This is a genomic window from Kineosporia corallincola (assembly GCF_018499875.1).
GTDB lineage: Bacteria > Actinomycetota > Actinomycetes > Actinomycetales > Kineosporiaceae > Kineosporia > Kineosporia corallincola.
In genome coordinates this window covers 26,433-46,124 of record NZ_JAHBAY010000027.1, presented here as the reverse complement: position 1 = coordinate 46,124, position 19,692 = coordinate 26,433, and the positions used below count along the sequence as shown (strand labels likewise).

Annotated in this window: 9 protein-coding genes; 2 read left to right on the top strand and 7 right to left on the bottom strand. The window is 66.0% G+C overall.

The window, feature by feature from the left end:
- Positions 1–158 precede the first annotated feature (158 nt).
- The 7 genes from KIH74_RS35430 to drmD form a co-directional block, all read right to left on the bottom strand.
- Positions 159–746 (bottom strand): SprT-like domain-containing protein, encoded by a 588-nt coding sequence (locus KIH74_RS35430; RefSeq protein WP_214160832.1) that lies wholly within the window; start codon positions 744–746, stop codon positions 159–161.
- A gap of 122 nt (positions 747–868) precedes the next feature.
- A complete protein-coding gene (locus KIH74_RS35425; protein WP_214160831.1) occupies positions 869–3,073 on the bottom strand; it encodes a UvrD-helicase domain-containing protein in 2,205 nt (734 codons plus the stop codon).
- Between the two features lie 108 nt (positions 3,074–3,181).
- Positions 3,182–3,907 carry a DISARM system phospholipase D-like protein DrmC gene (gene drmC / locus KIH74_RS35420; RefSeq protein ID WP_214160830.1) on the bottom strand — a complete coding sequence of 242 codons (726 nt, stop codon included), beginning with the start codon at positions 3,905–3,907 and terminating at the stop codon, positions 3,182–3,184.
- Positions 3,900–5,954 (bottom strand): MrfA Zn-binding domain-containing protein, encoded by a 2,055-nt coding sequence (gene drmB, locus KIH74_RS35415; RefSeq protein ID WP_214160829.1) that lies wholly within the window; start codon positions 5,952–5,954, stop codon positions 3,900–3,902. Before drmB ends, drmC begins: the two co-directional genes overlap by 8 nt.
- Entirely contained in the window at positions 5,951–9,658 is a 3,708-nt protein-coding gene (gene drmA, locus KIH74_RS35410; RefSeq protein ID WP_214160828.1) for a DISARM system helicase DrmA, read from the bottom strand. The genes drmB and drmA overlap by 4 nt, the downstream gene beginning before the upstream one ends.
- Positions 9,655–13,728: an Eco57I restriction-modification methylase domain-containing protein gene (locus KIH74_RS35405; RefSeq protein ID WP_214160827.1), complete on the bottom strand. Its 4,074-nt coding sequence runs from the start codon at positions 13,726–13,728 to the stop codon at positions 9,655–9,657. Before KIH74_RS35405 ends, drmA begins: the two co-directional genes overlap by 4 nt.
- The gene (gene drmD / locus KIH74_RS35400) at positions 13,728–16,907 is read right to left on the bottom strand and encodes a DISARM system SNF2-like helicase DrmD (RefSeq protein ID WP_214160826.1); all 3,180 of its coding nucleotides are present in this window, start codon (positions 16,905–16,907) and stop codon (positions 13,728–13,730) included. The genes KIH74_RS35405 and drmD overlap by 1 nt, the downstream gene beginning before the upstream one ends.
- Positions 16,908–17,009: 102 nt before the next feature.
- Between drmD and KIH74_RS35395 the strand changes: the two genes are divergently transcribed.
- Together KIH74_RS35395 and KIH74_RS35390 are read left to right on the top strand one after the other, a co-directional pair.
- Positions 17,010–18,083, top strand: a complete 1,074-nt coding sequence (locus tag KIH74_RS35395; protein WP_214160825.1) for a helix-turn-helix domain-containing protein — start codon at positions 17,010–17,012, stop codon at positions 18,081–18,083.
- 2 nt (positions 18,084–18,085) lie between these two features.
- The gene (locus tag KIH74_RS35390) at positions 18,086–18,661 is read left to right on the top strand and encodes a hypothetical protein (protein ID WP_214160824.1); all 576 of its coding nucleotides are present in this window, start codon (positions 18,086–18,088) and stop codon (positions 18,659–18,661) included.
- The last annotated feature ends 1,031 nt before the right edge of the window (positions 18,662–19,692 follow it).

Here is a 19,692-nt window from a genome sequence, read left to right as displayed (position 1 = left end):
GACTTACCCCCGGACGGTAGAGGAAAGTCGCCTCGTTCGAGGTTTCTGGTCAGTCTTCTTCCTGGCCGGTGACGCGCCAGTGCCTTGAAAGCATCGCGCTGGATCCATCGGAGTGGAACGCTGGGCAGCGACATCAACAGCACATGCAGGAGACGTCATCATGAGCCTCGAGTCAGCGGTTGATCACGGCCTCCGCCGAGAGCGGAGTCCATCTCCAATTGGTCCCGGGCTGCTGCCGAGCCTCCGACGTCCGCGAGCTTCACCAGCTGGGTAACGTAGCTGGGCAGCATCCGGATCGATACATCGCCCTGTGTCCAGGTAAGTAGCCGTTCTACACCGAGCGCCGGTGGGCAGATGGTGCAGATCTTCGGCCGGGTCGGCCTTTTGTGCGCCGAAAACTCGTGTCCGCGAGAGCATGTGCCCGTGTAACGGCCGGCAAGCTTCGGCGCGTCATTTGGCAGGCAGCGTTCCGGCGAGGCGCCAATGGCGATGGCCTGGCTCTTCCAGACGCTGTCGTGACCGTGATGCGGGCCCACGAGCGCGTGAGCGATCTCGTGCAGGACCGTGTTGCGCACCTGATGCTCTGAATGCAAGGCAGTCAAGGGGGCGCTCAAGCTGATCACGTGCTGACCATGATGGCAGCACCCGGCCCGGCGCTTTGCTCGATCAAATCCGAAAGTCCAAGCGTCAAGATGATGCTTCTGCAACAGATCTCGCGCCATCGTTCCAGCGTCACGCAGGTCCACCTCACCAGTATGGTGCTTGGTGGGACGATCTGGCAGGCGCTGCCTGAAGGATGCCTGAGGGTACGGGTCGTGATGATAGCCACTGATCTGTCGGTGGAGGACCGGCGGAACCGCTCTTACTGTCATTGTTTCCTGAGAAGCGGCGTGATGAAGCTGCTCTCAGGTCCACTCCACGAAACCGCCAGTGCTTCGCGTGCCCTGGTGCAGGCGACGAACAGCAGACAGCGGTCGCGCAGGATGTCGCTGTCGTGCTGCACCTGGTCAACGTCGGCCGCGGTGATGCCGGGCGCGAACGGAAACGACTTCGCGGTCACGCCGAGCACCGCGACAGCCCGGAACTCCAGGCCTTTCATCGCGTGGGCGGTGGCCAGCCGGACACCCGGGACGCCGGGGCCTGGGCGGCTGTCGACCTTGACACTCTTGATGCCTGCGTCGGCCAGTGCCTTGGCCGCCTTGTCGAGCAGAGGCATGCGAAAACGACTACAGATAGCGATGTCTGCCGTTTCCATACCGGCATCGCACCACGTCAGCACTTGTTTCACCAGAGCATCGATCTCAGCGGCTTCGGTGCCGTGGCCGGTGACGACGGGCGGGGCGCCGTGCAGCAGGGACCGGTATCCGGTCAGCGAGTCGTGGCCGTTGCCGCTCATGTCGCTGATCGGGGCGCCGGTGAGAATCCCGGTCGACCAGGTCAGGATCTCCTCGGTGCTGCGGTAGTTGATACGCAGTCGCCGGCTGCGGCCGGTCACCTTGATTCCGACTGCTGAAAGGGAAGTCTGTGAATCGTAGATCCTCTGGTGGGGATCACCGGTGATGAACAGATCGTCCGGTCCCTCGGGAGCGACCGCCCGCAGGAATCGCCACTGCGCCGGGTGGAGGTCCTGAGCCTCGTCGACCACGACGTGGTCGTACTGCACGGCGATACCGGGGTGCCCGAAGGCGATGTCGGCTGCGGCCTGGCAGGCTGCCGTGTGCGTCATCGTGCCGACGGCCTCGGTCTCGGCGTGATAGCGCTCGATCGCGCCCCAGATCTGCTCACGCTGTGCACTCTGACGCCGTAGCCCGGCACCGCGCCCCGGCCGGTCGGCCGTCTGGTACGCGTCGAGGGTGCGGATCTGCTGGGCCAGGACCACATTCCGGTACTCCTGCACGAGGAACTGGTCGCTCCAGGGCAGATCGAGGTCCTTGCGGATGCGGCGCCAGATCTTCCGGTCGTCCTCGTCACCCAGCAGGGAGGGGGAGGCATTCTTCAGTTTGCGGATCTGGGCCACGGCCATGCGGTTCACCGTGGACACATGGACACGCTCCAGGCGCTCGGCATCGTCGTCCAGCACCAGCCGCAGGTTCTCCTGGAGGCTGTCGGCCAGCGCATTGGTATAGGTCGTGAGCAGCACCCGGTGCCCGGGGTACCGGTCGAGGAGGTGTTTCACCCGGTGCAGTGCGACGACGGTCTTCCCGGTGCCGGGGCCTCCGGAAACCTGCACCGGGCCGTTGAACCGGGGGTGATAGGCCACCTTGCGCTGGGACGCGTGAAGGAAGGTCTTCCAGGCGATGAGTGGCTGCTCCAGGGCCTGGCGCAGTTCGTCGGAGCTGGTGATCACCCGGACCCGGTTCGGGGTGGAGACGATCGCCTTCTCCAGGCTGCTTTCGCCCGGCTTGACCGGTTCGCTCGGCCGGCGGGTGACGATCACCTGCTGGTAGACCTCGTCGACGCTGAAGCCGAGGGAGAGCAGCTGGAGCACTTCGTACTGGTCCTCGGGAAAGAACGGCCCGAAGGTGCTCAGCTGGGAATGCTCGGTGAGCAGGCGGACCGCCTGCAGCACCTGCTCGTCGACACCGAGCCGTTGCATGTCGTTGTCACTGACGCCGGCGAACAGCCGCGGAAGAACAGGCGGGGGAGTCCGGTCGGGTGCTGGGGGTGTCTCGATGATCTCCATGCTTTTGGTGAGCTGGTCGATCACGGTGACGTCGCGGACCTCGAGCCCGAGCGTCGCGGAGTTCACGCTGAACAGCAGCTTCTTGGCCTTGGCGTAGGCCTCGTCGTGGGGCACCACGTCGACCAGGAGGAAGGTGCCGGCCTGGCCGTCTTTCGTGTCCGGATCGGGAGCGAGGACGACACCGCGCCAGAAGTCGGTGATCCGGATGGTGCGCATACGCGGGTCGGCGGCATTCTTCACCTGCTCGAGGTGAAGACCCTTGTCGGCGTGCAGTTGAGGAACGGTGAGCTCACGGAACTTGTCCATCGCCTTGTGCACACCATTGCGGACCGGCTTCTCGAGCTGCTCGAAGTTCTGCCAGCAGGACTTCGTCAGGGCGAGGTGCGGCACCGTTCCTCCTGGCAGATCGGAAGGCCGTACCTGTCGGCAGGCCAGCGCGGAGCGTCAGATGATGTTACCCAATGTCTGCATTCAGGCCTAAAACCACCCTGAACCAGATCAACCGGCCGGCTCGTACAGAACGCCTTCCACCCGCTGCATTTCGCGTTCGACCGACTCGGCCAGGGCCACGTCGTCCACCCGGACACCCAGCTCGACGTTCTCGTACTCGGCACTGCGGGAGAAGTTGGCGCTGCTGATCAGCAGAAACCGGTGATCGACCACGAGAAACTTGGCGTGGTTGCGCACGAGCGAACCACCGAACGGCTTGGTGCGCAGCACCCGGGCCGGCCGCAGATGAACGGCAACCTCCTCGGGAGAGGGCGTGCGAGAACCCTTCCGGCCGGCTGCTGTGTCCAGGTAGACCGTGACAGCCAGGCCTGGGCGCCGGGCCGCGTCCTGAAGGGCCGGCCAGAGAGCCGACGTGCGCTGGAAGTTGTATGTCGAACACATCACCGAGGTCCGCGCCCCGTCGACCAGATGAGCGGCCGAGGTGGTCAGTGGCCCGGCCTGGGACAGATGGCCGGGCATCGTCCAGACGGTCGCCAGATCACGGACGTCCGAACGCGCACCTTCAATGGCGCGGAGAACCTCGCACGTACGCTCCCGGGTCGCGGGCCCCAGCCCGGCCTCCCTGAGCAGGTGACGCACCTGGTCCCGCCGGGACGCCCCGATACTGCCCAGAGCAGCGGTCAGAGTGTCACCGTCGGCGAAACGGGCAGCCAGGACAGCGGCCTCGGTGCCGGTGAGAAAGGCACCCAGGTCTCGCAGAGCATGGTCAGGCACGACTGAAGAAGCCGAGGTTGTTGCCCGGGAGATCGATCAGGAAGCGCCGGTCGAGAAATCGGTTGGCGCGCTCGCAGGACGTCTCCGAGGCCATGGCGCAGCAGTGGCAGGCCGCGCCGTGCAGGAAGTCCTCGGGGGCTTTCGGCGTGCGCATCGCACAGACCGGGTCGGAGGAGCATCGTTCGGCCCGATGCAGAGCATCCTTGACGATCTTCTGGAGCCTGGCCGGCTCGCTCAGCTGCACGAGACCGCCGAGCGTGCCGTCGCTGTCGGCCGCCGTCGTGCAGATCAGCAGACCGGCGGCGGCCGGACGATCACTTCCCTCTTCCCAGGCGTACAACCTTTCGCTGAGGCTCGCGGCCGAGTACCCGGACGTCATGGCCATCTCGCGGATCAGCACATGGGCCAGGGTGTGCACCAGCCAGTACCGGGGTTTGGGCAGCCGGTCGAGATGGTCGACGTTCTTGGCCGTCTCGGAGAACCTGCGCTCGAAATTGAGACGGTGCGCGGCTTCGTGGGCGGCCCAGATGTCGGACTTCTTGACCCGCGCCTCCCAGGCCCGCACCCAGGACTCGTCGAGCTGAAGGAAGATGCCTTCCCCGAAGTCCTCGGTGGCGACGGTCCACATGGGCTTCTCGGCGCGGGTCACCGGAACCAGGCGCTTGGGCAGGTCGTCGACACGATCCATGTCGTCGATCCGGGTGAACCCGATCAGCGCGTTCACCTTACGCAGCTTCTCGGCGGCCAGCACCCGGGAGAAGTGCTTCGGCAGCTGCGGATCCAGCTCACGCCTGGACAGGACCAGCCCGCTCTTGTCGGCGTCCGAACCGTCGTGCTGCCGACCCAGCGGATCCTTCTGGAGGTAACGCCACTCGGGGATGAGCAGCTCGATCGGGTCCCAGTTCTCCTTGCGGCGCTTGCGCTCGGACTCCGGCGGAGGCGGCGCCAGGAGGACCTTGACGGCGGCGGCGAGCTCGGCGTCGGAGAAGGCCGTCGACGGGCGCTTGCCGAGGGAGACGCGCAACAGCTTCGGCTGATCACCGTTCTCGGTCAGCCACTCCAGCAGCTCGGCGTCGGTGTCGAGCTCCTGGCCGTCTTGCAGATCGATCCGCAACTGGTCGGCGACCTCCTCGTCACGGGCCTGCGACTCGGGCATCACGATGATCGCCTGGGTGGACGCGAACCACAGGTTCGACGCACCGACCAGCATCAGCTGCGTCTCGTTCCCGCACCCAGCCGGATCGAAGGAATCCAGATGCGGGTGCCGGCCCCGGCATCCGGGCAGCTTGCTGCGCCCGACCTCACCCTGAGCCTCGTTCATCGGGCGCTTCTGCCCGCAGGAGGCGCAGAGGATGGTGGCCGAAGCACCCTTGCCGGACGTGCGGTCCAGCATCTTCAGGCGCGGGTGAGAGTCCTTGGAGCATTTCTGCCAATGGTGTACCCAGGCGTCGTAAGGAAATTCGTCCAGGTGCCCGTCCACGCAGGCCAGCAGGTAGCGGGCCGGCACCGCCGTGCGGGTGGGCCGCTTGCGGTTCGGCGTCTTGTCCCTGGACACGCGTTCCTCGGCGCGGCCCGGGCAGTTGTGATGCTCGAAGCAGGCCTCGTCGGTGCGGTACGGATGGGTGTTGCGGTACGAGAACCGGGGGATCGGGGCCAGGAAGTCACATCCGGTGCAGCGCAGCCACTGCGGGAAAACCCTGGAGGGGACGCCCAGGTCGTTACCTTCGGACGACATGAACGTCTTCTTGGCCTGCCAGGGAAACGGCCGCAGTTCGGTCCGGTCCGTCCCCATCAGCGTCCGCACAGCCGCCTGAAGGCGCGGCGCATGAATGCGCGGGATGCCGTCACGGCGGGCCCAGATCCGGTCCCAGTCGTCCAGCCCGGCCGGCATCACCGTGAACTGGGGCAGGTCCATGATCGCCCCCGGCCCGTAGTTGTACAGCAGGGACGACGGCCGGGCCGATCCCACCTTGGCGTAGTTCTTCTTCGCCCCGGACTCCGACAGCGCAGCGGCATCGCCCAGCGGGTCGAGCAGGTTGTCGGTCACGCGTCGTTCTCCTCGGTGGGCGGCTGCCAGCGCGGTGTGCCCGGTGTCGGCTCCATGAAGAGCTTGTCCGGGTTGGGGCTGACCAGCAGGTTGATCTCGGGCTGCACCTCACGCATCGAGTTCGGCACCCGGAACGGCGGCACGTCCCTGGACGACGGGAGCCCCGCCGCGTTCTCCGCGCTGATCAGCAAAGCACCGTAATCGTTCTTCCGGCCGACCTTCTCGTAGGCCAGCCCCTGGCTGCGGGCGTCCAGGGCAGTCTTGCGGTTCTCCCACTGGTCCAGACGGCTCAGCAACTGCTGCCGGGCGACCTGGGCCTCCGGCTCGCCCGACGCCTTGCAGATCCGGCTCACCAGAACGTCGATCAGCTCGCAGACCCGCTGCCGTTCGTCGTCGATCCGCCCGGCCTTCAGCTCCGGCGAAAGCCCCTGGGGAACAGCCGCATCGCGCACCCTGGCCGCGCTCACCAGGAGAGCGCTGAGACCTCGTTCCATCGAGGTCAGCGAGAACGGCGTGACCGACAGAGCTTCCACCTGCGCGTAGAACGTCTCGTGGTAGTGACGGAACTGCTCGAAATGAGCCAGGTCCCGCGGGCGGGCCCAGTTCCCGAGACTGACCACCAGACCCGGCCGGTCCGCCTCCCGGCCGACCCGGGACGACGCCTGGATGTACTCGGCCGTGTTCTTCGGCTGCCCGACCATGAGCATCAGCCCGAGCCGGGTGACATCCACCCCGACCTGGAGCATCGAGGTAGCCAGAACAGCGTCGAACGGATTGGTCTTCCGCCTCGGCGGCACCCGCTCCCCACTGGCAGCCAGACGGCGAGCCACCGTGGAGTCCTGCTCCGACGAGAACGGTACGGCCATCTCGTCGAGCGTCGTACCGATGTCGACGCTCGACACCCGCGACGTCAGCTCGGCCACGTGCAGAGACCCGAAATCCGTTCCGCGGCGCCGCGGAAGAGCCGACCACGGACGTCCCTTGGCCAGCAGCGTCTGCACGTCGTCACCGAGATACCGGGCCATACCCGCGAGCTCCCGGGTCGCATTGAAGTACGCGACGAGCGTCAGATACGGGTCGGCGTCCACACCGCTCTCGTGCACCGAACGGTCCAGCAGCAACTGCCCGGCCGCCATCAGGATCTCGGTCACCCGGATCTCCGCCGTGGTCAGGCGGACCCCGGTCGTGCTCACCCCGACGTACCGGCGGCCCGGCATCTTCTCGGTGATCGGCTGTTCCTGCGAGAAGAATGTGTGCCCCACATCGATCACCTGCGGCGGGAACACGGTGGTACCGCGCCCGTACAGGGCCCGCACCTGATCCACCGCGTTGCGGGCGGTGGCGGTGGAGGCGACCACCAGGGGACGCACGGGGTCACCTTCGGGGGTCTGCCACGAGCAGAGCATGTCGAAGGCCACTTCGAACAGGCCGACCGTCGTCCCCAAAGAACCCGTGATCAGATGCAACTCGTCCTGGATGATCAGGTCCGGCGGGCGCAGCCGGGACACCGGGTGCACCGCCGCGGCCGGCACGCTCCCGGACTTCGGGTGCTTGTTGCCGTCTTTGATGTCGCAGCCGTCGTAGTCCGGATGGACGTACCCGTGCCGGTCACACCTCCGCGAGACGTAGCCGAACAGCGCGGCCGCCTCACCCTCACGCGCCAGCCGCGCGAACTTGTCCACGGTCGCGATCAGGAAAGACGGCGTGAGCCGGTAGATCTCCTCGTCCACGGTCAGAATCGGCAGCCCGTCCACCGCGTCACCACCCAGGGCGAACGGGCACTCGCCGAACTCCTCACCGCAGAACACCCGGATCCGGCGGGTGACGTCGTCGGCCTTGACCTGACCGCCACCGATCTTCGTGCCGCACCAGGGGCAGCGCTGGATCTGCAACACCGTCAGCCGACGCGTGCGGCCCTCGTTGAACTGGCTCAGCTGGGTGGCCGCATCCTGGTACCGCTTGGGACTGACGTCCGACCCCACCCACAGCCCGATCCGGAACGGCTCCTCACCCCACACATCCGAATGATCCCGGCGCTCGTTCTCAGCCGCGCAGATCAGCGTCGTCGCCCGCTGGAACTGCTGAGCCGTCAGCAGCCGCAACGTGTACCGCATGACGACTGCGATACCCGACATCCCGTCGAGATCACCCTCGGCAGAGGCAATCACACCCTGACGCCGGCGGATCGCGAACGTGTAAGCGGCCAGACCCAGATACGCCTCAGTCTTACCACCACCGGTCGGGAAGAACAGCAACTGAGCCTTGGCCAGCTCGTCGTGCGAGCGCCGGTCTGCCGTCGGATCCGTCAGCATCGGCAACTGCATCACGATGAAGGCCAGCTGGAACATACGCCACGAGTGCGCTCGCGGCCCCCGGGCGAGCACCTGCGCGCGCGCCTCGTCGAGGCCCAGCTCCGGCTGATTCGTGCGAAGAGCCGCCACCTGCGACTGAATACGCTGGTCGGCCATCACCTGGTTCATGAAGCGGAAGCAGCGCAGCGCCTCTTCGTCCGAGGCGAGATGATGCAGGCCGTCCTGGAGCTGCTGCCAGACCTTCCGGGCCTCCCTGACCAGCTCGTCGGCGTCCTCACGCAGGTGGTCGGGAAGCCGCGCGGCCTGTTCGTCGCGGTCTTGCAGCCAATCCCAGTACTTCTCGGCGATCGGCGCCAGCCCGGCCTGGATGTCGCCGGCCGACGCATCGGCCAGCTTCAGCATATCGAGCGTTGTGCCTGGCACGTCAGGGGCCAGGGTCTGCGGCGTCTCGCTGGTGGGCAGCCACGTCGTCCACACCTTGGACGCCTTGCGGGCACCCTTGGCGACGCTCCAGTCCACCGAACAGGTGCGCCCGATCGCGAACTCCAGGCGGTTACGATACTGAAGGTTCAGCCGCCGGATCTCGGTGTCCGGCTCGTAGCGATCGTCGTCCAGAACATCGAGCACGGGCAGGAATTCGGGATCGTCGCCCGCCGAGACGTAGAGCTTCGTCTGGTAGAGCCAGGCACTCACCGGGATCTTCCGCGGCGTCACCTGGTTGTTGCACAGGGCCACCTCGATCAGCAGACGATTGCGCTCGGTGTCGTCGTAACGGTCGATCCGCAGGAGCACGTCGTCTTTGAGCGGGTAGTCCTTCGTCTCGCCGGCCTTGAGATCGGCCACCGTGACGACGCAGGGGATGTCGACCGGAGTGCGCTTGTACTTGGTCTTCTTGCGCGACTCCGGGTCGTCCCGATCCCCCGAGACCGGGTTGTAAATGCCCCACGACGCCATCACCATGAACGACGGCAGATCCTGGCGTACCTGGAACCGCAGACCCATGGACGCCGGAATGATCAGCCCCCGCTGCTGCGGGACGTCGTCCACCTCGTCCTCGTCGGCAGAGGCCGAACTGTCGTCCACCGCCGTCATGATGACGCCGCGACTGGCCTCGGCATCCACAGCGTCACCGACGTCGGTGGCAGCCAGCTCGTCGTCGGACGCCGTGGGATCGGACGTGCCGGGCTCGATGGCGGTCGGCGCGATCCGGCCCACCAGGTAGGCGGCGTCGGGCGACCCGTCGAGCACCTCTTCCAGCCCGTTGGCCGGCCCCAGCAGCTCCCGCTCGAAGATGTCGGCCAGGTTCTGCCGGGCGGTGTACGCCCGGCCGTCCGGCTCGAACGAGAGGTCGTAGACCTTCTCGGCCGGCCGCTTCGTGGTCGGGCTGGTCATGACTCGTCCCCGTCGTTCTCATCGGTCGTTTCGGCGGGCGGGGGAGCCTCACCCTGCAATGCCGCCCGGCGGTGATTCTCTTCCAGCAGCAGATCCATCAGCTCCACGCGCGCGGCAGGGCTGGGACTCCAGCGGGTCATCTGCCGGTAGGTGTGAAAACCGTGATCCAGCGGAACATCCCAGCCGTACGCCGCGACCACGGCCTCGTCCAGCTCAACGTGGATCTCGCGCATCCGGGCCACGTCTTTATCGGAATTGCTGATATCGGGGTCATTGACCAGGTTGTAGAGCCTGGTCAGGCCCAGGTCGCGACGGAGCATGATCTCGCGGCGCTCGGTGTCGAGTGTACGGCCGATTTGGTCCAAGGTCGGGGTCGGTGTGGGGCGGGGGAAGGTCTCGAAGACGTCGGAGGGGGTGTAGCGGGGGTCGGCTCGCATGCCGGAGCCGTACTTGATGGCCCAGGTCTGGTGAAGGCTGGAGGAGAGGACGGCTTGGTCGGTGTGGGATGAGGTGGCGAAGACACCGAGCATGTGACTGAAGACCTGGTCTGACGGAACTCGCATCGGCATGACGGTCTTGCTGACGAGTGCGATGACGAGGACCTCGTCGAGATCTGACAGCGCCTTACGCAGCTTGGGACGGGCCCTCCAGAACTGCCACCAAGGCCAATCTCTGACAGCTTTGGCCTTGGTGGCTCTTTCGCCTTTGACGCTATTCGAGAGGTGCTTAAAAGGTTGCGTGTATCTCGCTGCCTTCTCCATGGAGGAGTCAGCAAAGTCAACCACCCAACGAGAAGGGGAAGAATCATGACGAGAATTCAAGTCCTCGCCGTTCAAGTAGGGAAATAGGACTTCGACGTTGCGGGGATCGTCGGCGATCCAGGCCCGGGCCTCCGACGGATCCAGGACGAAGCCCTTGCCGAGTACGTAGCAGCCGATGAAGGCGATTCCAAGATTCTCATTGAGCCTCCTCGGAGGGCCTTCCACCCGGCCCATCGGCTCCAGCAGAGTCGAGACTTTCCGTACCAAAATGTCATCGCATACGCGGAGAACCCTTTCGGGGACAGTGGCTACGGTGCCCCAGACCGCCGCGTACTCGAGATTAGCGCTGGCGGCTGGCCAGGACTTGCTCTGCACGGCCCGGGTGATGGTGAAGCCGTTCTGGACCATCTGGTCGAGGCCGACCTCGCGGGTGTCGCCCTGAGCCAGCGTGTTGGTGGCGATGAGGCCGATCGTTCCGCGGGGGTTGAGCAGGCGCTGCGCGCGGAGGAAGAAGTAGGCCACGAGGTCGGCGTTACCCTTGGCATCGCCCGCCAGCTGGTTGACGAGCCATTCCCGAAGGTTCGAGCCAGCGTAGCCTGAAATCTTCTTACCGCCGAGGAATGGCGGATTGCCCACCACCGCATCGAACCCGCCCCGGTTCGGCTGGAGCACATCGGGCACGGCCAGGATCCAGTGCAGGGGCTTCCATCGGGCGTAGTCGGTGGTGACGGTGGGCGTCAGGCCGGCTTCGAGAATGCCCTCCAGCATGCTCCGGTTCGGTGTGCCGATGGTCTGGTAGGCGAGCGTTGCTGCCGTACGAAGGTTCTCGTAGGCCTGATCGAGCTGCTTGCCGGGTTTGCCGCCGAGCCGGAGCCCCGCCGCGATCACGCCGTCTGCGGCTTCGGCCAGCTGGGCGGTGTGTTTCTGGTAGTCGCGCCACATGCCGCGCTTGGCCTCAGCCGAGCGGTGCGGGTCGGTGTTGTTGATCTCGGAGGCCAGGGCTTCACGCAGGTGCACCGCCTGGGCGAGCACGTGGTTGATGTCGACCGGCAGGTGGGCGCTGCCGCTCTGGGTGTCGATGCCCAGGGTGTCTTGGATGATTGCCTCGGGGTCGATGTGCATCTTCGTCAGCTGCCGCACGTCGGTCAGGCCGAGCAGTGAATTGCCATGGAACACCTTGTCGTCCACAAACGAGAACGGCAGCTTGGGGTCGAGCGAGACCAGCCAGAGCGAGAGCTTGCACATCTCCACGGCCATCGCGTTGATGTCGGCGCCGTACAGGCACTGCGCGACCACGGTGCGGATGGCGTGGATCTCCTGGTCGCGGGCCTCGCCGTGCACGATGCCCCGGGCGAGCCAGGCCTCTTGCAGGTAGCTACCCAGCCGGCGAGCCGCGGCGACCAGGAAGGCTCCTGAACCGCAGGCAATATCGGCGATCTTGAGATTGGTGATCTCGTAGTGGGGGATCAGTACCCACTGCGAGCGGTCGTCGGTCTGGTGTGGGCCCGGGCGGTAGACCAGCGGTTCCAGAGCATATTCGACGACATCCTCGGCGAGGCGCCGTGGGGTGTAGTGGGCGCCGGCCGACGAACGTGACGGGGTCTCGATCACGACGAGCCCGCCGGGCTGGAACACGGTGGGGCGGTTGCGCAGGTCACGGCGGATCACGCCGATGAACGGCTGGAGCCGGGCGCGCAGGTTTTCGTCGTCACTGATGGAACGAAGAGCGCGGTCGGTGTCTTCGACGGTCTCGGCCGCCTTGAAACCCTTGGCCAGGGCGGCCTTCGTGGGTGGCTTGGCAGCGGGCTGGCCGGCCTTGAGCGAGGCGAGCAGGGCAGTGGCGAGTTTCTCCGGGGTGGCGTGTTTCTCGGCCAGAGCTTCCAGCTCGGACAGGGGGATCTCGGGTTCGGCGCCCGGGCTGCCGATGAGGCCCACGATCACCTCGTCGACGGCCTCGCACGAGTAGCCGAGCAGACCCTCGTAGATGTAGCCGATCTGCTCGACGTCGATCTCGCGGAACGAGATGCGCTGGGCGGGCTGCCCCTTCAGCTGGGCCATCTGCACAGCGCGGAGTACCTCGAGCATCACCCGGTCGCTGACCGCCACGGCCAGGCTGCCGTGGGCGTTGCGCTGGGCCAGGAACGGGAAACGGTAAGGATCGAACAGCGAGCCGCCGTATGCGGGCATGCGCATGTCTTCGAACGAGGCGCCCTCGTACAGAGCCAGCGAGGTGGCGAGGAGGCGGTGCCAGGTCAGGTGCGTGGAGTCGAGTGACTCGGTGTGCTCGTCGCGGGCGCGCTGGTCGAGTGAGTCGAGTTCGCGGCTGACACCGTAACCGTTGGTGAACAGCTCGCTCTGCGGCAGCAGGTTCCGTTCCTCGGCGAAGAGCAGGAACACCACGCGCATCATGACCGTGACCGCGGCCTCGTACACCTGTGCCCGGTCGTCCGGCAGCGGGTCGGGCTGGCCGCTGTGCCGGGTGGTGACAGCCGATTCCGAAAGGGACTGCACCAGAAGCTCCACGGCCCGGCGCACCTGCACGCCGAGGGCCTCGGTGATCTCCTCGGCCGCGGCGACCGAATCCTTGAACACCAGCGCCAGACGCTGAGCTGACTTGCCCACCAGGTATTTACGCTGGAGCAGTTCGACGAACGCGGCGGTGGTGGCCGGTTCGGAGATCCAGTCCTCGGAGTTGACGATGCCGGACGCGGTGATCGCCGCTTCGCGGATGCCGCTGACCAGAGCCCACCAGCGGCCGTCGGTGACCAGGCCGATGGGGACGTCTGCCTTCTTCAGCAGCATCTCCATCCGGTCGACGGGGGAGTTGGCCCAGCCGTCGCTGAGTGAGTCGCGCAGTGAATCCACCGGATCGATGACGAGGACGAGGGCACCGATCTGGCCGTTGCGGGCCAACGCTCCCGACGGAACCACCCGAACACTGTTGTTCTGAGACCCGACCCCGCCGGCGGCGTCCGTGAACTCGGTCCCTGACAGCTGAGTGGTGTAGAGGTCGCCCCAGCCGAGCACATCGCGGATCACGGTGTCGACCCAGATGTCCCGCTCAGCCCGGAAGGTGTCGAGCGCGCCCGCGTCGTCGTGGTGGGTGTTCCACCTGTCCCAGGCGTTCTCGAACGCCGGCTTAGCGTCGCGGATCCGGTCTCGGATCTCTGGGTCGAGTGTCGGCATGCCCTGCGGCCAGACCCTTTTCAGGGCCGGCACGGAGAGGAACGGCCCGTCGGTGTCGACCAGTTGCAGCCAGGCCCGGTGCAGGTCGCTACCGGTGCGGGCGGAGGTGCGGGGGCGGTTCATCACTGCTGCTCCAGACGTGCGGCGTCCGTGGCCGTCAGGGCGAAGACGACGGCTGCGGCCGAGACGTGGGGACGAACGTCGGCGTACCGGTCGTGCAGGGCGGCGATCTCGCGCTGCTCCTCGTCGGCGAGGGACTCCAGCCGGTCGTCCATGACGCGGAGGTTGCGGCGCATCTGGGCCTGCTCGTCGGGGGTGAGCAGCATCTCGTCGAACTTCTTGCGCAGATCCTTCTGCGATTCGTCGAGATTGACCCGGAACGCCGCGAAGATTTCGTGGGCGCGCTTCACGTCGGACTGATGGCGGGCCTCGAGCTGCTTCTGCACGTTCTTCTGCTTGGTGGCGGCCCGGGCCTCCATCGCGTCGAGCAACTGCGTTCGCATGCGTGAGTTCTCGGCGTTCCACTGCTCGGTGAGGTTGGCGCGCAACCGGTCGGTGACCGGTTCGAGCTCGTCGCCGTCCAGGGACGTGTCGAGCAGCGCCTCCACCTTGTCCTCGGCGATCCGTCCACCACGCAGGCGCACGCCGGTGAGGAAGACCTCCTCGTGCAGGCGAAGGCCCCCGCGGCCGACCAGGACCAGGCGGGAGACGACGGCCACGCAGGATTCCGTGAGATCCGGGACGGTCACTGCGGTTACGCGGTGCACGGAGGTGTCGGAGCTGAACAGGCTGCCACGCAGCAGACGGGTCGCTTTCTGCATCAGGGCGTGACCGAGATGGATGTGGACCAGGTCGATGTCGGCCTTGGCGGCGTCGGCGTCGAAGGTGATGTGACGCCAGACGCCCGGCGTGCGGCGGGTGTCGAGCCCGGCCAGGGCAGGTTGCCAGCCGGCACCGAGGGCGGGGATCTGGAAAACCGGGGCGTCGGTGCGCTCACTGCCGACCGGGATCAGCGGGGGCTGGGCAGCCAGGGTGAGCGCGGTGTCGATCACGCGCCGGGCATTCGCCGGGGTGAGGTGCATGTCGACCTTGCGCTGGTCGTAGCTGCGGGACAGTTCGGTGAGCTTGGCGTTGAGCGTGGAGCCACCGGCCAGGCTGCGGGCGATGATCGCGTTGCCGTCGTCGAGCGGCTGGTTCTTGGCCTTGGCCTTGCGGGTGGCGGCCGAACCGAAGTGGTGACGCAGCTGAACGTCGATGACCTGGTTGACCGAGCCGAGGTCCTGGGCGACGGTGGCCACCTTCTTGGCGATGCGGTCCATGAATTCCAGGTCGGCGGAATAGGTCTCGGACGTCGTGCTCGGTTTGAAGTTGTAGATCTCAGGACGGTGCGGCTGGTTGTAGCGGTCGATGCGGCCGATGCGCTGCTCCAGCCGCGAAGGGTTGAACGGGATGTCGAAGTTGACCAGCAGGTGGCAGTAGAGCTGGAGATCGATGCCTTCGCCGGCCGAGTCGGTGGCGATCAGGACTCGCAGATCGTTGCGCTCGGGCGGTTCGGTGAAACGCGCGCGGATGTCTTCGCGTTCGTCGAGGGGGGTCGAGCCCTGGATCACGTCGAGATGGCCCAGGTAGCCCTTCTGCTCCAAGACGTTCTTGATCCACTCCAGGGTGGCCGCATACTCGGTGAAGATCACCACACGGTTGTTCGTCCAGAGCTTGCCATCGGGGCGGCACTGGGAGTCCAGCCATGTCAGCAGCGCACTGAGCCGGGAGTCCGGTCGGTGCTCGTACTCGCGGCCCCACGACACCAGGGCCTCGAGCTGCGCGGTGGTGGCGGCGGCGAGGGGATCGGACTTCTTGCTGTGCCGCAGCACACTGAACTCGGGCTGGTCGGCCTCACCCTCCTCCTCGTCGGACTGGAGCGAGCCGAGCGTCTCCTGATAGATCTCGTCGTTGTCCTCGTCGAGGTCGGGCAGGCCGCCTCCGGGAGCGGCGCGCTGGTACAGCTCCAGGGTGCGCGCGAACGACCAGGGGCTGGAGAAGAAGCGCTTCTTCAGCAGCAGGGCCACGATGTCGGCGCTCGATCCCTTGCGACCGGACTGCTGGGCGCTGGCCGTCAGGATCCGGTCCAGCTCGGCGAAGGCTCGCTGTTCGTCGGGGGCCGGATCGAACGGGAGCGTCTTCAACTCGCGCTGCTTGAAGTCCTTGTCGGTGAGTTCACTCTTGAGACGCCGCACGGTGACGTCGCGCAGCGCCTTCTCGTCGAGCACCGCACCTCGCGTGAAGCGTCGGTTGTCAATCATTTCCAGGAGCGCGGTGAACGACTCCGGATGACCGTTGTGCGGGGTCGCGCTGAGGAACAGTCGGTGCTCGCAGTGCTCGGCGAGCGCGCGTGTGGCGATGGTGCGCTGGCTGTCGATGGCGTACCCGCGCCCCCCGCCGACCGCGCTCGGGCTGGACGGGGCGACGTGATGGGCCTCGTCCACGACCAGGATGTCGAAGGCGTAGCGGCGTGCGGTGTTGGCCTCGCGGGTCTGGGCGAACGCTGTCCGCATCAGGCGCTGTGCCCGGGCTGTGGGCAGCCAGGCCAGGCTGATGATGGTGCGGGGGAACAGCAGGAAGGGATTGGCGTTCAGGCCGTGCGAGCGGCGGATCTGGGCCATCAGTTCGCTGTTCACGATGACGAAGTCGAGTCCGAACTTCTCGCGCATCTCGTCCTGCCACTTCACCGCGAGGCTGGGTGGGCACAGGATGAGGACCGAGCGGGCGCGGTGGCGCAGGAGCAACTCCTGCACGACCAGGCCGGCTTCGATGGTCTTGCCCAGGCCGACGTCGTCGGCGAGCAGCAGGTTCGTGCGCGGCGCGCTGAGTGCCCGGCTCAGTGGCTCGAGCTGGTAGGCCTCGACATTGGCGCCACTGCGGAACGGGGCCTGGTACGAGTTGGTGTCGGCGGAAGTGACGGCACCCCAGCGCACCGCGTCGACAAAGGCGGCGAGGACGTTCGGGTCGTCGAACGTCTCAGGGGCGATGGTTTCGGGCAGCCCCTGGTCCGGAGCGACCGTGTGGCCGAGTTCCAGCTCCCAGACGACGGAGAGCTCCTCGCCGAGGCGGTCTTCGTCCAGGGATTGCAGGCGCACGACATGGCTCAGGCCGGCGACCGTCTCGTCAGCGGGACTGCGTGGCAGACCTTGCTGGCGCACATCGGCTACGGCCCAGCTCCCGCCCCGGACCTCGACGACCTGGCCCGGCTCCGGCAGCGGCGGTAGGCCTCGTCGCTGGTCCGGGCCCACCGATTGCGCTGTCACACACACTCCTCAGAACATCGACGGGGTGGTTCTGCACCTCATCGGGTCACTTATGCTGCACTTCCGTTGCGATTATCGCAACCGATCCATAGGGTGTGTTGCATGTCGACCACAGCTGACCGGGTGCGTGAGCTCATCGCCGCCTCGGGCCTGACGCATCGGGTCTTCGCCGAGCGCATCGGCCTTGACGCGACGAAGCTTTCGAAGTCGCTCAGCGGGAGCCGGAGGTTCAGCTCGCTGGACCTGGCGGAGGTGTCGGAGCTGTGTGGGGTCACGGTCGATTGGCTGATCACCGGCACGGAGCCGGAGCTGGCCGTTGCTGCCCGTTCCACCGGGGGCACCGCCGCCGTGGCGCTGGAGGAGGCGCAGCGGCTCAGCACGATGCGATCGGACATGGCCTTCCTGGGGTTCGGGCAGCCATGGCACGAACCCGACCTTAGTGGGCTTCGGCAGGGCTCCGCAGAAGAACGGGCGGCCGCGGCACGGGCGCGCATCACGGAAGTGGGACGGTCGGTCTCCGAGCCAGAGCTTGCCGAGGTGGTGGAGGCCGCCTTCGGTGTGGACGTCACGGTCTGTGCGTTGGGGCAGGACTTCGACGGTCTGTCGGTGTCCAGCGACGAGGCCAAGCTGATCCTGGTCGGCACCTCGCAGATGCCGGCCCGGCAGCGTTTCACGATCGCGCACGAGCTGGGTCACCTCCTCAACGGAGACGATCAGCAGATTCACATCGATGCGAATGTCTACAACGCCAAGTACCGGCTGGACGAGAGCGAGCGGCTGGCCAATGCGTTCGCCGCTGCACTCCTGATGCCGTCAGCGCGGCTGCGGGAAGCCGTCGGGGGCACCGGGATCGACGAGCCGGACTTCGCGCGGCTGGCTGATGAGCTGGCGGTTTCGCCTAGCAGCCTGGCGCTTCGGCTGAAAGATCTTCGGCTGATCGATGCCGGCGTCTGTGACCGGTTCAGAAAGCTGAGCAGCGCGCGAGCAGCCGCTATGGCCGGCCGGGGCGACGTGTATGCCGATCTGGTGGCCAGGTCCAGCCGTCCCCGGCCGCCAGGATTGCTGTGCCGCGATGCCTACCGGGCCTACGAGAGCGGCGAGGCCACGTTGCGTCCCTATGCGGCACTCCTTGGAGTCGAGGTTGATAGCCTTCGGGAATCACTCGAATCCCACTAAAGGTGGACTGGTCGGCCGTGTCGAGCTTCGTGTTCCCGGACAACACCGTCCTTTGTAACTTTGCTGCGGTCCACCAGCTCTCATTGCTGCGGAAAGTACTTTCGGGCAAGGGGCGATGGACCGACGCCGTCGCCCGCGAGGCCCAGAAGTCGAGCGCCTATTGGCCCGACCTCGTGAGCCTGCCGTTCGACGGCTGGCTCGGGTCGCCCATCGAGATCACCGACCGCCAGGATCTGCAAGGCATCGAACGGATCCGCCGGGCAGTCTTCGGTGGTACGAGCAAGCACGCGAGGCAGCACCTCGGAGAGGCGCAGACGTGCTACCTGCTGAAGCACTCCGAAGAGTTTTCCGGGTCCTGGTGGGTGTCGGACGATCGCGACTCCATTGACTACGCGCGGAGCCAAAAGCTGGAGGCGTACGAGACCCGGCACCTGATCGGGATGGCCGTCCAGATGGACGAGATTTCTGCTGATCGGGGCTTCGACCTGCTGAATGCGATGCGGGACGAGGGCCGGCACCTGCGGGTGCCGAGTTCGCCCGAGAAGCTGGTCGAGATGGCGGCCCTGCCGCCGATGTGATGGTGATCCTGCGGATTTCGGGCTGCCGGCAACGGGCGGTGCGGCCACTGTGGTCCGCGCCTGGCGCGGATGCTGAAGCTGCGCGAAGGTTCGCATCGATCATGATCCGTAACCGAAGAAATCGCCGGCGTTGCCGAAGCAATCGGCGCTCAGAACCTGCTCGACGGGATCGAGCAGGTCAAACAGCAACTTGAGGCACTCAGCGAAGTGCTTGCCGGCACGGCCGACCGGGCCCTCGAAATTCAGGGCTTTGTCGTGAACCTGGCCGAGGGCGGTTGAAGAGAACGCGTCCGTAGCCGTCCGGTCGGAGCTTCGGCCGGTAACGGACCCGCTGATCTGCCGCGACTTTTACTGACGTCCGACAAGCCGAAGGAGAGGGACTGTCCCCTTGCTAGAACTCGCCCTCCGGGCAATTCAAACAGGTTCGGATGGGCGGTCGTTCCGGAGACGTTCTAGCCAATCGAAACGATTAGGCGTGCGACTTGACTCAATATGATCGATCACGATGCTGGCAGATACGTGAGCTGCGACCGTGATCCAAACATAAGTGTCGGCACGGTAGCGCCGACGGAGAGACCGCAAATTTTTTCGGCTACGCCGAGCCTTCATTAAACGCAAAACCCTTTCATCCAACGGGAAATGAGGGCTTCGGTAAATGATCCTTCCAATAAGATCCAAAAATTCTCGGCTCAAATGAAAATAGGCTGCTCTGGACTTATAGTTCACATTAGAATCATTAAATGGATCGCGGAGGACGTACACCTCCCAGACCCTGGCATATCGCTCAAGGCGAAGCGCGGCTGACTCTAGGTATTTATATGGCTTGCAGGTCGCGCGGAAGGTGCCTAAAGCGCAGTAGAAATCCGCGAACGCTTCCGCGATTGCTGACGCCGTCTTTGCGTCAATATCCGAGGCCTGAGCCAAAGTCGCCTCCTCGTTCAATCGCTTCAACTCTGCGTAATTTTTTCTCCTCCACGCCTCGAGCCCGTACCCGCTACGGGCATACGGGTCCCCTGCCTCCCTTGCGCCGC